General features: G+C 70.5%; 15 protein-coding genes and 1 pseudogene. 6 read left to right on the top strand and 10 right to left on the bottom strand.

Annotated elements, in window-relative coordinates:
* Positions 1-90 precede the first annotated feature (90 nt).
* The 3 genes from AWQ70_RS24675 to AWQ70_RS24685 all read left to right on the top strand — a co-directional run bounded on the left by AWQ70_RS24675 (position 91) and on the right by AWQ70_RS24685 (position 4339).
* Entirely contained in the window at positions 91-2619 is a 2529-nt protein-coding gene (locus tag AWQ70_RS24675; RefSeq protein ID WP_067180309.1) for a DNA gyrase/topoisomerase IV subunit A, read from the top strand.
* Between the two features lie 340 nt (positions 2620-2959).
* A complete protein-coding gene (locus tag AWQ70_RS24680) occupies positions 2960-3955 on the top strand; it encodes an SPFH domain-containing protein (protein WP_067180311.1) in 996 nt (331 codons plus the stop codon).
* A 57-nt stretch (positions 3956-4012) separates the two neighbouring features.
* On the top strand, positions 4013-4339 hold the full coding sequence (locus AWQ70_RS24685; protein WP_067180314.1) for a hypothetical protein: 327 nt from the start codon (positions 4013-4015) through the stop codon (positions 4337-4339).
* A gap of 29 nt (positions 4340-4368) precedes the next feature.
* Here AWQ70_RS24685 and AWQ70_RS24690 read toward each other — a convergent pair whose 3' ends face one another.
* The 7 genes from AWQ70_RS24690 to AWQ70_RS24720 form a co-directional block, all read right to left on the bottom strand.
* Complete coding sequence (locus AWQ70_RS24690; RefSeq protein WP_067180315.1) at positions 4369-5547, bottom strand: ABC transporter permease; 1179 nt, start codon at positions 5545-5547, stop codon at positions 4369-4371.
* Positions 5548-6225 carry an ABC transporter ATP-binding protein gene (locus AWQ70_RS24695; RefSeq protein WP_084517764.1) on the bottom strand — a complete coding sequence of 226 codons (678 nt, stop codon included), beginning with the start codon at positions 6223-6225 and terminating at the stop codon, positions 5548-5550.
* Positions 6218-7933: a peptidoglycan-binding protein gene (locus tag AWQ70_RS24700; protein ID WP_067180317.1), complete on the bottom strand. Its 1716-nt coding sequence runs from the start codon at positions 7931-7933 to the stop codon at positions 6218-6220. Before AWQ70_RS24700 ends, AWQ70_RS24695 begins: the two co-directional genes overlap by 8 nt.
* A gap of 6 nt (positions 7934-7939) precedes the next feature.
* Positions 7940-8836, bottom strand: coding sequence for a hypothetical protein (locus tag AWQ70_RS24705; RefSeq protein WP_157530355.1), 897 nt, complete (start codon positions 8834-8836; stop codon positions 7940-7942).
* Between the two features lie 33 nt (positions 8837-8869).
* A complete protein-coding gene (locus AWQ70_RS24710) occupies positions 8870-9754 on the bottom strand; it encodes a hypothetical protein (RefSeq protein WP_067180322.1) in 885 nt (294 codons plus the stop codon).
* Positions 9751-10074, bottom strand: a complete 324-nt coding sequence (locus tag AWQ70_RS24715; protein ID WP_067180324.1) for a PadR family transcriptional regulator — start codon at positions 10072-10074, stop codon at positions 9751-9753. The genes AWQ70_RS24710 and AWQ70_RS24715 overlap by 4 nt, the downstream gene beginning before the upstream one ends.
* 131 nt (positions 10075-10205) lie before the next feature.
* Entirely contained in the window at positions 10206-12287 is a 2082-nt protein-coding gene (locus tag AWQ70_RS24720; protein ID WP_245647133.1) for a DNA gyrase/topoisomerase IV subunit B, read from the bottom strand.
* Positions 12288-12534: 247 nt separating this feature from the next.
* Between AWQ70_RS24720 and AWQ70_RS24725 the strand changes: the two genes are divergently transcribed.
* Positions 12535-12762 (top strand): DUF7455 domain-containing protein, encoded by a 228-nt coding sequence (locus AWQ70_RS24725; RefSeq protein ID WP_067180329.1) that lies wholly within the window; start codon positions 12535-12537, stop codon positions 12760-12762.
* Positions 12763-13074: 312 nt separating this feature from the next.
* On the opposite strand, the gene AWQ70_RS24730 is transcribed toward AWQ70_RS24725, so the two are convergent.
* The gene (locus AWQ70_RS24730; RefSeq protein WP_067180336.1) at positions 13075-13794 is read right to left on the bottom strand and encodes a GNAT family N-acetyltransferase; all 720 of its coding nucleotides are present in this window, start codon (positions 13792-13794) and stop codon (positions 13075-13077) included.
* A 171-nt stretch (positions 13795-13965) separates the two neighbouring features.
* Between AWQ70_RS24730 and AWQ70_RS24735 the strand changes: the two genes are divergently transcribed.
* A complete protein-coding gene (locus tag AWQ70_RS24735; RefSeq protein ID WP_067180338.1) occupies positions 13966-14724 on the top strand; it encodes a YaaA family protein in 759 nt (252 codons plus the stop codon).
* 180 nt (positions 14725-14904) lie between these two features.
* On the opposite strand, the gene AWQ70_RS24740 is transcribed toward AWQ70_RS24735, so the two are convergent.
* Both AWQ70_RS24740 and AWQ70_RS24745 read right to left on the bottom strand, forming a co-directional pair.
* Positions 14905-16548: an RNA polymerase sigma factor gene (locus AWQ70_RS24740; protein ID WP_067180368.1), complete on the bottom strand. Its 1644-nt coding sequence runs from the start codon at positions 16546-16548 to the stop codon at positions 14905-14907.
* A 219-nt stretch (positions 16549-16767) separates the two neighbouring features.
* Positions 16768-17676, bottom strand: a pseudogene (locus AWQ70_RS24745) (PP2C family protein-serine/threonine phosphatase); the annotation flags it as partial.
* A 118-nt stretch (positions 17677-17794) separates the two neighbouring features.
* On the opposite strand from AWQ70_RS24745, the gene AWQ70_RS24750 reads away from it, so the two are divergent.
* On the top strand, positions 17795-18095 hold a 301-nt coding region (locus AWQ70_RS24750; protein WP_174552416.1), incomplete at its 3' end, for a transposase.

An 18095-nucleotide genomic window follows, 5' to 3' on the forward strand; every position in this document is an offset into this window, starting at 1 on the left:
AAAGATGCCGAAGGCCCCTGAAGCGGATCACATGGAACGGGAATCGCCGCTAAGTCGCGACCACTCCCTGTCATCGGCACAATGTTCGATATGGCCCGACGCACGACCACACCCCCGCCGGACGAGGACTTCGAAGAGCGGATCGTCGACATCGACGTGTCCGAGGAGATGCGCGCCAGCTACCTGGAGTACGCGTACTCGGTGATCTACCAGCGCGCGCTCCCGGACGCCCGTGACGGGTTGAAGCCGGTGCAGCGCCGCATCCTCTACTCGATGAGCGAGATGGGGCTGCGTCCCGATCGCGGCCACGTCAAGTCGTCGCGCGTCGTCGGCGACGTGATGGGCAAGCTGCATCCGCACGGCGACACCGCGATCTACGACGCGCTGGTCCGCATGGCGCAGCCGTTCTCGATGCGGCTGCCCCTGGTGGACGGGCACGGCAACTTCGGCTCGCCGGACGACCTGCCCGCCGCCATGCGGTACACCGAGGCGCGGCTCGCGGCCTCGGCGCTGCTCATGGTGCAGTCGATCGACGAGGACACCGTCGACTTCAAGCCCAACTACGACGGCCAGGAGACCGAGCCGACCGTCCTGCCGGCGGCGTTCCCCAACCTGCTGGTCAACGGGGCCTCCGGCATCGCCGTCGGCATGGCGACCAACATGGCGCCGCACAACCTGGGCGAGGTCATCGCGGCCGCCCGGCACCTGATCAAGCGGCCGGACGCCACGCTCGAAGAGCTCATGCGCTTCGTCCCCGGGCCCGACCTGCCGACCGGCGGCACGATCATCGGCCTCTCCGGCGTCCGGGACGCGTACGAGAAGGGCCGCGGCACCTTCAAGATGCGGGCCAAGGCGACGATCGAGCAGGTCACGCCCCGCCGCAAGGGCATCGTGATCACCGAGCTGCCCTTCAACGTCGGCCCGGAGCGCGTCGTCACCAAGATGAAGGAGCTGGTGACCGCCAAGAAGCTCAACGGCATCGCCGACCTGAAGGACCTCACCGACCGCCACAAGGGCCTGCGGCTGGTCATCGAGATCAAGAACGGCTTCCACCCCGAGGCCGTGCTGGAGGAGCTCTACCGGCTGACGCCGATGGAGGAGACCTTCGGCATCAACAACGTGGCGCTGGTGGACGGCCAGCCGCGCACGCTCGGCCTGCGCGAGCTGCTGCAGGTCTACGTCGACCACCGCCTCGAAGTGGTGCGCCGCCGCTCGGCCCACCGCCGCCGCAAGCGCGAGGAGCGGCTCCACCTGGTGGACGGCCTCCTCATCGCGCTGCTCAACATCGACGAGGTCATCCGCATCGTCCGCTCCTCCGACGACACCGCCCAGGCGCGCGCCGGTCTGATGGAGACGTTCGAGCTGAGCGAGATCCAGGCGAACTACATCCTGGACACCCCGCTGCGCCGCCTCACCCGGTACGACAAGCTCGAACTCGACCGCGAGAAGGAGACGCTGTCCGCCGAGATCGCCTCGCTGACCGAGATCCTCTCCTCCGAGGACCGGCTCCGCCAGGTCGTCTCCAAGGAGCTCGCCGAGGTCGCCAAGACGTACGGCACGCCGCGCCGCACGGTGCTGCTCGAGTCGTCGGGGGCGGCGCTCGCCGCCGCGGTGCCGCTGGAGGTGGCCGACGACCCGTGCCTGGTCCTGCTGTCCTCGACCGGGCTCCTGGCGCGTACGACCGACGCCTCGCCGCTCTCCGCGGAGGGCGAGCGCGCCGCGCACGACGTGCTGGTGTCGGTGGTGCGCAGCACGGTCAGGACCGAGGTGGGCGTGGTCACCTCGCTGGGACGGCTGATCCGCGTCCCCGTGGTCGACCTGCCGACGCTGCCGCCGTCGGCCAATCCGCCGACACTGGCCGGTGGGCACCCGGTCTCCGAGTTCGTGACGCTGACCCCCGGCGAGACCGTCGTGGGGCTGGGCTCCCTCGATCCCGACGGCCCCGGCCTCGCCCTCGGCACGGCCCAGGGCGTCGTCAAGCGGGTCGTCCCCGAATATCCCGCCAACCGCGACGACTTCGAGGTCATCGGGCTCCGCGACGGCGACACCGTCGTCGGCGCGGTCGAGCTGACCTCCGCCGAGCACGACCTGGTCTTCATCACCTCCGACGCGCAACTGCTGCGCTACCCCGCCTCCTCGGTGCGGCCGCAGGGCCGTCCGGCGGGCGGCATGGCGGGCATCCGCCTGGACGACGGCGCCCGCGTGATCTGGTTCGGCGTGGTCGACCCCGAGCAGGAGGCCCGCGTCGTCACGATCGCGGGTTCCTCGACCGCCCTGCCCGGCACCCAGGTCGGCGGCGGCAAGATCTCGGACTACGCGGAGTTCCCGCCCAAGGGCCGCGCGACGGGCGGCGTCCGGGCACAACGCTTCCTCAAGGGCGAGGACGTGCTCCTGCTCGCCTGGGCCGGTCCCGCTCCGGTGAAGGCGGTGTCCTCGGTGGGCAAGCCGGTCCCGCTGCCCGAGGAGCTCGGCAGGCGCGACGGATCCGGGGTCCGGCTCACCCACACGGTCGCCGCGATCGGCGGCGCGCTGGGCAGCACGGACCTGACGCCGACCCCGGGCGACGGCTCGGCCCCTGCCGATCAGGACGGAGAGGACGGCCAGACGCCCGCCTCCTGACCAGGCCCGCCGCAGCGGGTCCCGAACGGCGCCGCCCACGCCGCGTCCTGTCCGGGACCCGCCGCACCCGCGTCCTTGACCGGCTCCGCATCGTCCGGCCGAAACGCTCCGAGAGCGGGACGGAGCTGGTCGTCTCGCATCCTCGCGTCCGGGGCCACAACGTGTTGTTCGCCTGCGAGGGCATGCTCTCGGCGTACGAGAACGTCCCCGGTGCCGTGGGAGTCCGGCCGCTCGGTCCAGATGCGAGGCGATCCATCCATGTGCGTACGGAAGGGGTCGGAATTGTCGGCGCTCTGCTACGTTCGTCGCGGAGCGATCAGTCGTCCATAAGGAGCCCCCCATGCCCCGCAGCGCGCCTCGGACCGGCGACCGCAGAGGAAGTTTCCGGAAGTGGGCGATCCTGGCGGTCATCGCGGCCATCATCGCCGCGGTGCCGACCGTGATCGGCGCGTTCGGCGGCTTCGAACGCACCGGCGGCGGCGAGGTGGCGGTCATCCGCAACGGCGGCCTGCTGGACGACAACCGGGTGCGCCAGATCATCGAGCCGGGCTCCAGCGTCACCTGGATCGGGTGGTGGTCCCAGATCCACCGCTATCCCGCCCAGCAGCGCTACTACACGATCACCTCCAGCGGCGGCGGCGAACGGTCCGGCGTCGACGTGGTCACCGTGCCCAGCAGCGACGGCGTCAACATGGGCATCGAGGGCACGCTCTACTTCAACCTCAACCTCGACCACGAGACGCTCAAGTCGTTCGACGACAAGTTCGGCACCCGCAAGTTCCGCAGCGTGGACGGCGGCACCTACTTCCCCTGGGACGGCGACGAGGGCTGGTCGGCCTTCCTCGACCAGATCATCCGGCCGGTGATCGACAACGACCTGCGCTCCCAGGTCAACAGCTTCCGCTGCGCCGAACTGGTCTCGTCCTGCTCCCTCGTGCAGAACTCCGGCGGCCAGCAGACCGGGCTGCAGCAGCTCGGCAACAACGCCAACATCGCCAAGATCCAGAACGCGGTGAACACCAGCCTCTCCGAGGACCTCAAGAGCACGCTGGGCGCCGAATATCTCACCAACATCCACTTCAACCTCTCCCGGGTCACGCTCCCGAAGCAGGTCCAGGACGCGGTCGACCAGGCGCAGGCCGCCTTCGCCAAGGTGACCGAGGCGCAGGCCAAGGTCGCCCAGGCCCGGGCCGAGGCCGACGCCAACAAGGCGCGACAGGACGGCTACAACAAGTGCCCGACCTGCGCCGAGATCGAGAAGCTGAAGGCCCTGCCCCAGGGCATCACGGTGTACGCCCCCGGAAACACCGGAGGCGTGGCCCTGCCCACCCGCTGATCATCTCCATGCCGAGCGCTCGCCGGCGATGAGCGGGCGGAGGGGAGGCACGTCCCGATGCGGGTCCTGGTGTTGCCGGCGGTCCTGATCGTCGTCGCCGCTCTGGTCTTCCTGCTCGTGATCCTGATCCGCGGCGGCGTACGGCCCCGGCCCGGCGGCGCGGCGGGCCAGGCTGCGCGATGGGAGACCCACACGGCGATGGAGAACGGCTGGACGCTCGTGGTCATCAGGCAGATGACCCAGGGCCGGGACGGTCCGGTGGAGCTGGCCAGGCAGACCGTGCGGGCCATCCCGGACGACGACCCGCACTGGGACGAGCGCTACCGGGAGGCCATGCTGGAGGCGCGCTCCCGGATCGCCACGCTCGAACTCGAGTCCAAATGACCCGCGGTCCGAGGAGAGCCTGACCCGCTCTATCGCAGGGCGTCGACCGGTTCCATCCTGGCCGCGCGCAGCGCCGGGTAGAGGCCCGCCAGCAGGCCCACCACGGCTCCGGCGACCGGCGCCGCGACGGCCAGCCGCACGTCGAGGAGCGGCGTCCACTGCTTCGCGGCCGAGATGGCCACGATGCCGACCACGCCCACACTCGCGCCGATCACGCCGCCGGCCAGCCCGGTCAGCGTGGACTCCAGCAGGAACTGCGCGGCGATGTGCCGGCGGGCCGCGCCGAGCGAGCGGCGCAGGCCGATCTCGGCGACCCGCTCCATCACGGTGACCAGGGTGACGTTCGCGATGCCGACCGCGCCGACCACGAGCGAGACCAGGCCGAGGATCAGGAAGAGCGCGTCGACGTCGTCCTGCGCCTGATCGCGGGCCCTGGTCGGGCTGGGTGGGGCGATCACCTGCAGCGCGTCGCCGTTCCCGGGGCTGAGCGCGGTGGGCGCCTGCCCGGCGACGAGGTCGGCCGCGCCCAGGCTGGTGTTGACGAGGACCCGGGTCACGTCGCGCAGCCCGAACCGCCGGCCCACGCTAGGCGGCACGATCACCGCGGTGCTCAGGTCGCGTTCACGGCGCAGGTCGCCCATGATGCCGATCACTGTGTACGCGTCCCGCCCGATGAAGATCGCGGGTGCCCGGTCCAACCGGGTGACGCCGAGCATCTTGGCCGCCTGGCCGCCGAGCACCGCCACCCGGTCCGCGCGCTCGATGTGGCCGGCGTCGAAGAACCTGCCCCGCGTCATCCGGCCGCGGGCCGCCTCGGGCAGGCCCGGCGTCGCGGCCAGCACGGTCAGCGTCTGCGCGGTGACCCGGGTGGGGTCCACGAGGTCGTTGGAGCGTACGGACAGGTTCACGCTGTCCTTGCTCTCGGCCACGGCGGCGGCGGAGACCACGCCGCGCAGCCGGGTCAGCCGGTCGATCGCGTCCCACGCCACCAGCGGCGTGTTCTCGGACTCCGGCACCTCCACGGTGATGGCCGTGGCCACCAGCTCGTCGAACCGGCCGACGATCTGGTTGCCGGCGGTGGCGGCCACGCCCAGTGTGATCACCAGCGTGGTGATGCCGAGCACGGTGCCCAGCGTGGTGAGCGCGGAGCGGACCGGCCTGGCGAGCAGCCCGGCGAACGCCTCGCCGACCAGGTCGCGTACGTCCATCTACGCCTCCTCCACCAGCACGCCGTCGATGATCCGCACCCGGCGCGCGGCCCGCTCACTGACCTCCTGCTCGTGCGTGATGACCAGGATCGTGAGGCCGTGCTCGCGCAACTCGTCGAACAGGTCGAGCACCGCCTCGGTGTTGCGGCTGTCGAGGTTGCCGGTCGGCTCGTCGCACAGCAGCAGCGACGGCTGCCCCATGAGGGCCCTGGCGATGGCCGCGCGCTGGCGTTCTCCCCCGGACAGCCGGTCGGGCAGGAAGCCGACCCGGTGGCCGAGGCCGACCCGCTCCAGCGCCGCCAAGGCCCGCTCCCGCCTGCCCTTGCGCGCGTGATCGCCGTAGATCTCGGCGAGCATGACGTTCTCCACCACACTGCGGTGGGCGAGCAGGTGGAAGGACTGGAAGACGAAGCCGATCCGGCGCCCGCGCAGCCTGGTCCTGGCCCCGTCCGCGAGCTCGGTGGTCTCGGCTCCATCGAGCCGGTAGCTGCCCGAGGTGGGCCGGTCCAGCAGGCCTAGCACGTTGAGCAGGGTGGACTTTCCCGAGCCCGACGGGCCGATGACGGCCACATAGTCGCCCCGGTCCACCCGCAGCGACACGTCGGCGAGCGCGCGGACCGGCGGTCGCGAGGGGAAGTCCTTGCGGACCCGGTCCAGCTCGATGACGGGCTCAGGCACCGCCGACCACCACCCGGTCTCCTTCGTTGAGCGCGCCGGTGACCTCCACAGAGCCGTCGGCGGTCAGCCCCGTACGGACCTCTACCTCCCTGGTCTTGTCGGCGGCGTACTCCACCTGGACGCGGACCTTCCCGTCGGCGGCGGTGACGACCGCGGCCACCGGCACCACCAGCACGGGCTTCTCGGTCGCGCCGACCGTCACCCTGACCGTGACCGAGGCGCCGGACAACCCCTTGAGCCCCTTCATCGAGGTCGGGGTGAGCAGGACGGGGCGCGTGCCCTGAGCGCCCTCCCCCTCGCCGGGGACCTTGGCCTTCTCGCCGACCGCGGTGACCGTCGCCGGATACTTCTTGCCCGTGTCGAGCTCGATCGCGGCGCTCATCCCCTCGCGCAGCAGGTCGGACTCCGCGGCGTCGACCGATCCGGAGACCATGAACGTCGAGCCCGTCACGGTGGCGACATCGTTCTCGACCATCTGTCCGGCCCCGACCGCAACCTTCTGCACGCGGGCCGGCAACTTCGGCAGGAACACGATCTCGCCCGGTGGGATGAAGGGGCCGTAGGTCCGCGCGAACTCGGCGAGCATCGACCTGGCCGCGGCCAGATCCTTCCCGGCATTGGCGATCTTGAGCTTGGCCGGGGAGATCCGGCGGGCCTGGCGCAACGCCTGCTCCGCCGTGAGCACGGCCTCCCGCGCGCTCCGTACGGCCTTGCGCAGTTCCTCCAGCCTCTTGTCGCGGGCCCGCCCGGCCTCGTCCAGGATCCGGCCGCGCTCCAGGCGCGCATCCTCCAGATCCGCCGTGGCGTTCGCGACCTTCATCTCCAGCAGGCGGGTGTCGGTCGCCGGGCGCGGCGTCGGGCTGGCCCCGGGATCGGCGGTCGGCTGGTTCCGGGCGGCGGCCAGCTCCTGCTCTGCCGCCAGAAGCCGCTCCTCGGCCGCCCGTACGGCGGCGTCCGCCGCCGCCAGTCGCGTCTCGTCCTCGGGGCTCGTCTCCTCCACCTTCGCCTCCACCAGCGCGCTTTCGGCCGACTTCAGATCGGCCTTGGCGTTGGTGAGCCTGACCTTCAGCGGCAGCACGTCCCGCCCCTGGTCGAGGGCCTGCTTCTCGGTCGCCAGGGTTTCCTCGGCGGCCTGTACGGCCCTGCGCAACGTGTCGTACGACTGCCGATCGGCCAGCGTGGGCTGCTGAGCCTCGTAGCCGCGTTTCCGGTACATCCGGGTGACCGCGGCGATGGTCGCCTGGTCGAACGCTCCCGAGACGGGCCCGCCGAATCCGAGCCTGCGCAGCGCTTTCTGCAGCTGCCGGACGTCGTCACCCCTGGCGCCGGGGGCGATCGTGCGGTGCATCGGCACGGTGCCGCGCAACGCGAAGACGGGGCGGCCGTTGACCTCCATCAGCACCGCGCCTTCGACGACCTTGCCCCGGCGTGGGGCACGGGTGACGCGTTGCAGGTCGGAGGTGCCGCCGACGACGCCGGCGAGGGAGATGGGAAGCGGCGAGCCGTACTGGAGGGTGCCGCTGACGACGACGGTGCTGACGAGTTTGCGGCGCTCGACGGCCGCCGTGATCAGTGAGGCTTTGGGCGCGGCCCGGCGGGCCGCCTCATCGGCCGGGGAGCGTAGGCGGGTGCCGAGCACCCAGCCGATGGCGGCGATGATCACAACGGCCGCGACGGCGCCGATGAGCGGCTTTCGCGGCGACTTCATGGAGGATCACATGCCGAATTCGTCGAAGATCTGGCGGTTGATGGCTTCTTCCTTGGGCGAGATCACCGCATAGAAGTCCTTGCCGCACTCGAGGTCGTCCAGGGCGGCCTTGATCTCTCTGTCCAGGTACGGCTTCGCCTCCGCGGCGCTCAGGTCCGGCCGGTAGGTCATCTTGAGCTGGCCGTCCTTGACCGGGGGCGCCACTTCCGACAGTCCCTGCTGCTTCCTGCCCAGCCTGTCCGACAGGTCGAGGAACGCGAAGAGGCCGCGTTGGGACATGGCCCCCGGCGTCGTCTTGCCGACGGGGTAGCCCTTCTCCTTCAGGCACCCGGCCATGGTGGCCGCCAGCTCGATCAGCCCGGGATCGCTGTCGACCGCGGCCATGGCGCGCTCCGACGCCCTGTTCATCTGGGCGTAGAAGTCGTCACCCGGCTTCAGGTCCTTGCCGAGTACCCGCTTGGCCGCCACAATCATGCAGGCGTCGCTCGCCTTCCGGTAGGAGGCGCTCTGGGCCCCGGAGAGCTTGCTTTGGATCTCCATGTTGGGGTTGGCCTCCGGCTCCCCCCCGCGGCCCATCTCCTTGGGGTAGACGAACTCCGCGAACACCCCGAAGCCGAATTTCTCGCGATATTTCCGCATCGCCTGGTAGTCGCCGGAAGCGCGCTTGATCTCCTCGTCGCTCTTCTGCTTCTCGGGCGGCACGTAGGCGACGTACTTGAACCCCTTGCTCTTCATGCAGTCGGCCTTGGCCGCCTCTAACTGGTGCTTCTTGTCACCCTCGGGCGCCTTGGCCGCCGCGCTCCGCTCCGGCTGGGCGCTCTCGGCCGCGCCCCCGCAGCCGCCGAGAGCGCCCAGCGCGCCGAGGCACAGCAGGGCCAAGAGCATGGTTGATCTTTCAGGCATGGCGGCGACCATACTCTGTTAAACGAAGTGTGGTCAATCCAGACAATGACGACGCGGCCTGTACGGCACGATGGCCGCCGCCAGCGTCAACAGCACCAGAACACCCCAGTAGGCCACGTACTGCCTGGTCAGGGCGTCGGCGTGGGAGCCCAGCTCGCCCAACGCGACCAGCAGGTAGATGCCCGAGGCGAGCGCCCATCGCGGATCTCGGGCCAGCCAGGCGGCCATCACGGCCAAGCCGAGCACGGCCACCTCGACGGCCATTCTGCTCAGGCTGAGCGCGTACGGCGCGCCGTCCGGCATCCACGCCGGTCCCGCCCACGCGATCGCCGGCACGACCGGCCACCACCACCAGGACCTGACCCGCGCCGGTCCACCCCGCCAGACGAGCGCCAGCAGGCCGAGCAGCACGATCGCGTACCCGAGGGCCACCGTGAAGGGGCCGCCGCGCTGGAACAGGAAGTCCCCGGTCATAAAGGTCGGCGCGACCGGAATCAGGGTCAGGTCGAACAGCGCCCAACCGCCGGCGACGGCCACCGCCTTGGCCCCGGTGAGGGCGGTCAGCGCGAACGCCGTCCGCGGCCGGCCACGCAGGACGGCGAACATCGCGAGCGCCGACAGCAGCGTCCACCACGGCAGCACGCCCGCGTACGGCAGCAGCGCGGCCAGGTTCGCCGCGGACACGGCCGTGACGCCGAGATGCACCCCGTCCACCCACGCGCTGCCCGTCGCCAGATGGGCGATGCGCGAACGGACGCCGCCGAGGACCAGCCCCAACGCCTCCCTGACCGCCGGGACCGACTGCGTGGGCCTCGCCGACGCGAGCAGCACGTCGATGAGCTCGTCGCCGTGCGCGGCACGGTATGTCCTCGGGTAGGCGATGAGCAGCATGCGATAGCGCCGCTCCAGCGCCGTCATGTGGTGGTCGGCCTCAGGACGAGGGAGGCGACCTCGTACATGCGCCTGGCCTCGGCCTCGACCAGCGCCTGCCCCGTGTCGGTGATCCGGAAATAGCGCCGGTTGCGGCCGTTGACCGTCTCCTCGCGGTCCACGGCGATCACGCCTCGCTCGTTGAGCCGTTCCAGGATCCCGTAGAGGGTTCCGACCGAAGGCCGGACCCGGCCCCCGGACAGCTCCTGGATCGACTTGCTGATCGCGTGACCGTGCAGCGGACCGCCGCGCAACGCGGCGAGCACGAAGTACATCGGCTCGCTGACTTCCGACGTTCCCCTGGGCATAGGGCTATTATTCCGTTCAACGTAGCCTTGGCAACGCCCCCACACGATGACGGCCCGGTGGCGGTCGTGGTCGGGTGATGCACGGCCCCGGGCCGCGAAGCCCGGGACCGGATCGGGTCTGAACCGCTCTCTCAGGCGTCGATGTGGTCGCGGTCGACCTCGGCCGCGCTGCCGACGATGAACTCGCGGCGCGGGGCGACGTCGCTCCCCATGAGCAGGTCGAAGATCCGCTCACCCGCCTCGACGTCCTCGATCCGCACCCGGCGCAGCACCCGGTGGCGCGGATCCATGGTGGTCTCCGCAAGCTGGTCGGCGTCCATCTCACCGAGGCCCTTGTAGCGCTGGACCGGGTCCTTCCACCGCTTGCCCCGCCGCTCCAGGTCGCGCAGGGTCTTGTGCAGCTCGGCGTCGGAGTAGGTGTAGATGTACTTGTCCCGCCCCCGGCCCGGGTTGGTGACCTCGATCCGGTGCAGCGGCGGCACGGCGGCGAACACCCGCCCGGCCTCGACCATGGGCTTCATGTAACGGTGGAACAGCGTCAGGAGCAGGCACCGGATGTGCGCGCCGTCCACGTCGGCGTCCGCCATCAGGATGACCTTGCCGTACCGCGCGGCGTCGATGTCGAACGAACGGCCCGACCCCGCGCCGACCACCTGGATGATCGCCGCGCACTCGGCGTTCTTCAGCATGTCGGACACCGAGGCCTTCTGCACGTTGAGGATCTTGCCTCGGATCGGCAGCAGCGCCTGGAACTCCGAGTCACGGGCGAGCTTGGCGGTGCCGAGCGCGGAGTCTCCCTCGACGATGAACAGCTCGCTGCGGTCCACGTCGTCGCTGCGGCAGTCGACCAGCTTCGCCGGAAGCGCCGAGTTCTCCAGGGCGGACTTGCGGCGCTGGTTGTCCCGGTGCTCGCGGGCGGCGATGCGCGCCTTCGCGGCCGCGACGATCTTCTCCAGGACCGCGCGGAGCTGCTGCTTCTGTGCCCGCTTGGGCGTGGCGAACAGCTCCTTCAGGTCGCGCGAGACGACGTGGGACACGATCCGGGTGGCGGCGGAGGTGCCGAGGATCTCCTTCGTCTGCCCCTCGAACTGCGGCTCGGGCACGCGTACGGTGACCACGGCCGTCAGGCCCTCGAGGATGTCCTCCTTGGTCACCGGGTCGTCGCCGTTCTTGAGCAGCCGCGTCTCGCGGAGCTGCTCGTTGACCGTGCGGACCAGCGCCCGCTCGAACCCGGTGACGTGCGTTCCGCCCTTGGGCGTGGCGATCACGTTGACGAAGGAGCGCACCGTCGTCTCGTAGCCCTTGCCCCAGCGGAGCGCGACGTCCACGGACAGCTCGCGCTCGACGTCGGTGGGGGTCATGTGGCCGAGCTCGTCGAGCACGGGGACGGTCTCGCGGAAGTGCCCCACGCCCTGCAGCCGCAGCACCTCGCACACGGCCTCGTCCCGGGACAGGAAGTCGGTGAACTCGCCGATGCCGCCCTCGAAGTGGTACGTCTCCTCGGCCGGCTCCTCGCCACGGCCGTCCCGCAGCACCAGCGTGAGCCCGGGGACCAGGAACGCCGTCTGGCGGAGCCGTACGTGGATCTCGTCGATCGACAGCTCGGCGTCGGGCAGGAAGATCTGCTTGTCGGCCCACCAGCGGACGCGGGTGCCGGAGACGCTCTCGCCCTCCTGCGAGCGGCGGCGGGTCTTGCGCAGTCCGGAACGGGGCTCGAAGGCGGCGTCGGGGCCGGCCCCGGAGAACACGCCGGGATTCCCGCGCTTGAAGCTGATCATGTGGGTGCGGCCGCCGCGGTCGACCTCCACGTCGAGCCGGGAGGACAGCGCGTTGACCACCGAGGCGCCCACGCCGTGCAGACCGCCGGACGCGCCGTAGGATCCGCCGCCGAACTTGCCGCCCGCGTGGAGCTTGGTGTAGACGAGCTCGACTCCGGCGAGGCCGCTCTTGGGCTCGACGTCCACCGGAATGCCGCGGCCGTTGTCGCGGACCTCGATGGAGCCGTCGGCGTGCAGCTCGACCTCGATCCGGGTGCAGAAGCCCGCCAGCGCCTCATCGACGGAGTTGTCCACGATCTCCCAGAGACAGTGCATCAACCCGCGGGTGTCGGTGGACCCGATGTACATCCCCGGACGCTTGCGGACGGCCTCCAGGCCTTCCAGCACCGAGAGATGACGGGCCGTATAACCCGTCTCCGCGCTAACCGCCGTCACACCAACTCCCATTTATCAATCGAACAGGCGTACGCAGCCTACCGTCCATCCGGTTTTTACGGGTACTAAGCTTGCCAGCCCGGCGACGATCTTCGGTACTTCTGATGTGATCTGAGTCACTTTCCAGATCATTCCGCTCTGGGCGTAGCGGCGAGGTGATTGGGAACGTCCGCATCCGGTTAGATGTTGTCCCAAGTGACTGACGCCAACGTCCCCACAACACGTGGGGTGACCCGAAAGGCGATACGTGACTGGAGCTCTCGCCCCCATCAAGCCGCTGACCGCCCTGGACCGCTGCGACCGATGTGGCGCTCAGGCCTACATCCGCGCGACCCTGCCCGTGGGAGGGGAGTTGCTCTTCTGCGCTCACCACGGACGCCAGCACGTGAGCGTGCTGCGCGACAAGGGCGCCGAGATCCAGGACGAGTCGGCCCGACTCAGTGAATCCCCCGCGTCCGCCACGAGCGAGCGCTGACCCGATAGACGGCGTGGCCGGGAGCGGTCCCCCAGACCGCTCCCTGCGCGCCGTCCCTCCTTCTCCACCCCGAACGCCCCCGCCGCGCCGGCGGAGTCTCCGGCCATTGACCCGGATTCGCTCCCGGGGCTGCCGTGCGGCAGCCGTGGATCGCCGTCGCCGTTGGGTGACAGGCCACTGCTGTCGCGCGTTCCCTGAGCGTTCAGGGGCTCCCTGACCCGCCCGGTCTTTCGTCCGGCGCGTCGGAGACTCGGCCGCCTCGTCCACGGCCTGTTCCCTCGACGTACGGCGTTGTCGGCCTCGACCGGGCGTTCAGCGGACCCGGTAGTGATACCGCCCCGCCACGGTGAAACCCTCCCGCTCATAGAGCGCGCGAGCCCCCAGGTTCGCCTCCGTGACCACGAGATAGGCGCCTTCCGCCCCCTGTTCCCTCCCCCAGCCGAGCAGGCCGCGCAGCACCGCCCCGCCGAGCCCGCGCCGCCTCGCCTCCGGGACCACCGCCATGCAGTAGATCCCGAGCCACTCCCCCTGGAGCACACCCCGTCCCACCGCCTCCGCGCCCAGTGACGCATACACCGCCGGCACACCGGTGAGGATGCGCCGGGCCCACTCCTTGGCGGAGACCTCCGTACCCTCCGGGTGCCTGCCGCCGTCCACCCGCCACCAGGTGTCCGACCACTCCGGTGACGGATCGCACACGATCGCCGGGCCGTCCGTCCCCTCAAGCCCCTCGAGCGACGACCGCGTCATCAGCAGCGTGGGATCGACCATCCGGTAACCACGGGAGTCCAGCTCCGCGTCCAGTGCGGGCGTGGCGCCGCCGCCGATGGAGAACACGCACGGGTGCCCGAGATCCGCGTAGAACGCCTCGGCCTCGTCGATCGCCTTCGCCAGGTCGGGCGGCTCGCCCAGGGCCAGCACGGAGTTGGCCCGCTTGCTCACCCCGCCCGCGTGCCGGAACACCCAGTCGCCCGCCGCCACCCGGTGCGGCGCCGGCCACGCCCGGTCGACGAGCAGCTCGAATTCGGACATGCGCGCGACCTTATCGCAGGCTCCGGCGCAGCCGTCGCCCGCGCCTCATCCCCACCGCCGCGCTCCACACCGGGACCCCATTCCCGCTCCATCACGCCGTCCGCGCCCGGCCTTCTCCGGTTGTCCACAGGCGGCAGCGGCACCGGCCACCCTCGTCGCTAGGCTGAGGACGTGCTGATCCTGCTGCCGCCCTCCGAGGGAAAGGCGTCCCGGGGCGACGGACCCGTGCTCGACCTCGACGTCCTCTCCTTCCCCGAACTGACCTCCCCACGGGAGAAGGTGCTCGACGCGCTCGTCACGCTCTGTCACACCCCCGAGGCGCGGGCGGTGCTCGGCCTGTCCGAGGGGCAGCTCGACGAGATCGGCAGAAACCGCGACCTGCACGACGCCCCCACCCTCACCGCCGCCGAGCTGTACACCGGCGTGCTCTACGACAACCTCGGCCTCGCCACGCTGGCGCCGGACGCGCGGAGACGGGCGGACCTGCGCGTCGTCGTGTTCTCCGGACTGTGGGGCGCGCTCCGGCTGACCGACCGGGTCCCGCCGTACCGGCTCTCGATAGCGCGGACGCTCCCGCCGATGGGCGGCCTGGCCTCGTTCTGGCGTCCGTCCCTCGCCGCGGCGCTCGGCCCGCTGCCCGGCCTGATCGTGGACATGAGGTCCACGCCGTACGCCCAGGCGTGGCCGGCCGGCGATCGGTCGGTCGCGATACGCGTACTGAGGGAGGCGGCGGGCAGGCGCACCGTGGTGAGCCACATGGCCAAGGCGACCAGGGGCGCGGTGGCCCGATCGCTGGTGGAAAGCTTCGACGAGCCGCGCGATCCGAGGGAGCTGGCCGAGGTCCTCGCCGGGCTCGGCCACCGCGCGGAGCCGCACCCGGCCCCGCGTCCCGGCAAGCCCTGGACGATCGACATCGTGATCGATTCGTGATCGCATTCAGTCGTCCGGATGCCCGGAAGAGTCGCCGAGCCCCGGAGGCATCGTGCCGGCGGGAGTAGGGCGGACACGGAGCGGCCCCGCCCTCCGGTGAGGAGAGCGGGGCCGCTCCGTGATCGCGCTGGAACGCGACCGGGGTCCAGTTCCGCCGGTGCCCGCGCCGCGGGAGGCGTCCTAGTCCAGGTAGTCGCGGAGCACCTGCGACCGCGACGGGTGACGCAGCTTGGACATGGTCTTCGACTCGATCTGGCGGATCCGCTCGCGGGTCACGCCGTAGACCTTGCCGATCTCGTCGAGGGTCTTCGGCTGGCCGTCGGTGAGACCGAACCGCATCGACACGACGCCCGCCTCGCGCTCGGACAGCGTGTCCAGAACGGAGTGGAGCTGCTCCTGGAGCAGCGTGAAGCTGACGGCGTCGGCCGGGACGATGGCCTCGGAGTCCTCGATGAGGTCGCCGAACTCGCTGTCGCCCTCCTCGCCGAGGGGGGTGTGCAGCGAGATGGGCTCGCGCCCGTACTTCTGCACCTCGATGACCTTCTCAGGGGTCATGTCGAGCTCGCGGGCCAGCTCCTCGGGCGTGGGCTCGCGGCCGAGGTCCTGCAGCATCTGCCGCTGGACCCGGGCCAGCTTGTTGATCACTTCGACCATGTGGACCGGGATGCGGATGGTCCGCGCCTGGTCCGCCATGGCGCGGGTGATCGCCTGCCGGATCCACCAAGTGGCGTACGTGGAGAACTTGTAGCCCTTGGTGTAGTCGAACTTCTCGACGGCGCGGATCAGGCCGAGGTTGCCCTCCTGGATCAGGTCCAGGAAGAGCATGCCGCGCCCGGTGTAGCGCTTGGCCAGCGACACCACGAGACGGAGGTTGGCCTCCAACAGGTGGTTCTTGGCGCGGCGGCCGTCCTCGGCGATCCACTCCAGCTCGGCGCGCACGTCGACCGGGAGCTGCTCGCCGTCGCTGGCGAGCTGCTCCTCGGCGAACAGGCCCGCCTCGATGCGCTTGGCGAGCTCCACCTCCTGCTCGGCGTTGAGCAGGGGGACCTTGCCGATCTGCTTGAGATAGTCCTTGACGGGGTCGGCGGTGGCGCCGGCTGCCGCGACCTGGGCCACGGGCGCGTCGTCGTCATCGTCGGTGAGGATGAGGACCTCGTCCTCGGTGTGGGCGACGGTCGCCGCCTTCTCCTCACCCTCCCCTTCGCCTTCGGCCTCGCCGTCCGTTTCGGCCTCGGCCTCGATCTCGACGTCTTCCACATCGAGGTCGAAGTCCTCGATCTCGACGTCGCCCTCGAGGTCGATGTCCTCGTCGTCGATCTCGGACGACTTGGGCTTCGGCTCGGCCTTGGCGGGCTTGGCCTCGGGCCCGGCGGCGGGCGCCGCCGGCTTGGGCTTGCTTGCGGGCGCCGCGGTCTTCTTGGCCGGAGCGGCCTTCTTCGCGGCGGGCCGCTTCGGCGCGGGCGCGGGAGCCGGGTCAGCCGGGCCGGTCACCACGGCGGTGACGGTCTCCGGCTGCGCTTCCTTCGCGGCGGCGGACTTGGTGGTCTTCTTGACCGGGGCGGAGGTGCGGCGCTTTGCTTGGCCACGAGACCGCTTGGGCGCCGCGGCGGAATCGGCCGCGGTGACCACGACGGTCACACCCTCCTTGCTGAGGCTGCGCAGGAATCCAGCGGCGTGCGACAGCGGGATGTCCGCTTCCTCGAAGGCCCTGCGGACATCCTCGGACTCGAGGAAACCCTGCGAGCGCCCACGCTCGAGGAGCTGCTGAATCACTGGCTCGTTCAGCTCCGACGGCTTCGAGCGAGTCGAACTTGCAGGCGACACGAACACCTCTCGAACGAACGCATGGCGAGAATGGACCCAGATGGTTGCTTCTTTTCCGATGGTGAGGCCGCGCGGACCGCGACATGCCATTGTGACACGCCACGGCAGTCCATACGGCCACCTCCGGCCGGTTGCCTTCCCACCCTAGGCCGACCGAGACAGTAGTGCGTACGGATGAGGGGGACCGATACCCGAAAGCAACCGTTATGACTGTTTCATTCAGTCACTCTTCGTGGCTGGAGGTACGTGGACCGCGAGCACGGTCACGTCGTCATCCTGCTCATACCCGGACAACATCCGATCTACCAGGAAATCCAGCAACATGTGGGGACTTGCCACGACTTCGGGTGGCGCCTCCGCCACGACGCTGGACAGATCCCGCAGTCCCGCGTCCAGCCCGCGCTTGCGGTTCTCGACCAGACCGTCGGAGTACAGCACCGCGGTGTGACCCGGCGGGACGCAGAACCTGAACTGCTTGCGGCTGGTCGCCCAGCCCAGCGGCGTGCCGGGCTCGGTCTCGTGCAGCACGGCCACGCCCTGCGGCGACACCAGCAGCGGCGGCGGGTGGCCGGCCAGCGCCAGCGTGCCCTCACCGGTGCCGGGCTCGACCACCATGTAGGCGAGCGTCGTGACCTGCTCCTCCTCTTCGGTAGCCTCGAAGACCCGATCCAGCCCGGTGAGCACCGCGGCCGGGGGCGGGTTGGTCAGCGCCAGCGCCCGCATCGCGTTGCGGATCCGGCCCATGCCCGCGGCGGCCTTGACGCCCTTGCCCATGACGTCGCCGAGCACCGCCGCGACCCGGCCGTCCTGCAGGACGAACGCGTCGTACCAGTCGCCGCCGACCTGGACGTGCCGTGAGCCGGATCGGAACCGCTGGGCGAGGACCAGCCCGCGCACCACGGGCAGGTTGTCGGGAAGGAGGCTCCGCTGCAGCGTCTCGGCCGTCTTGTGCTCACGCTCGAAGAGCGTCGCGCGCTCGACCGCGAGCGCGCACTGGCCGGCCAGGGCCTCCAGGAAGACGCCGTCCTCCTGCGAGATCTTCTGGGGGCGGTTGAACGAGAACCTCAGCGCGCCCAGCGCCCGGCCCGCCGCGAGCAGCGGCAGGCCGACCCACGCCCGCTCGTCGGTGACGTCCCCTCGGGTGGTGTAACTCCAAGCTGACAAAGCAAGCCCCGGACATGGGACGAGCCATCGTGTGACCGTCAGCGAGTTCCCGACCAAAGGTTCTCGCGGAGGACACCACACGATGGCTCTGGACCAGTCTGCCCTGCTCGACCTGCTGGAGTCTTTGAAAGCCGCCGACGCCGACGACGTCATCCGCCAAGCGCTCCAAGCCATGCTTCAGGCACTCATCGAAGCAGAGGCGACCGCGGTGATCGGCGCCGCACCCCACCAGCGCACCGAGCAGCGCACCACCCACCGCAACGGCTACCGCGACCGGCTACTCACTACCGCAGCCGGAGACCTGGAACTGAAGATCCCCAAACTGCGGTCCGGGTCGTTCTTCCCCTCCCTGCTGGAACGCCGCCGCCGCATCGACCAAGCCC

The sequence above is a fragment of the Microtetraspora niveoalba genome, assembly GCF_001570405.1.
GTDB classification, from domain to species: Bacteria; Actinomycetota; Actinomycetes; order Streptosporangiales; family Streptosporangiaceae; genus Microtetraspora; species Microtetraspora niveoalba.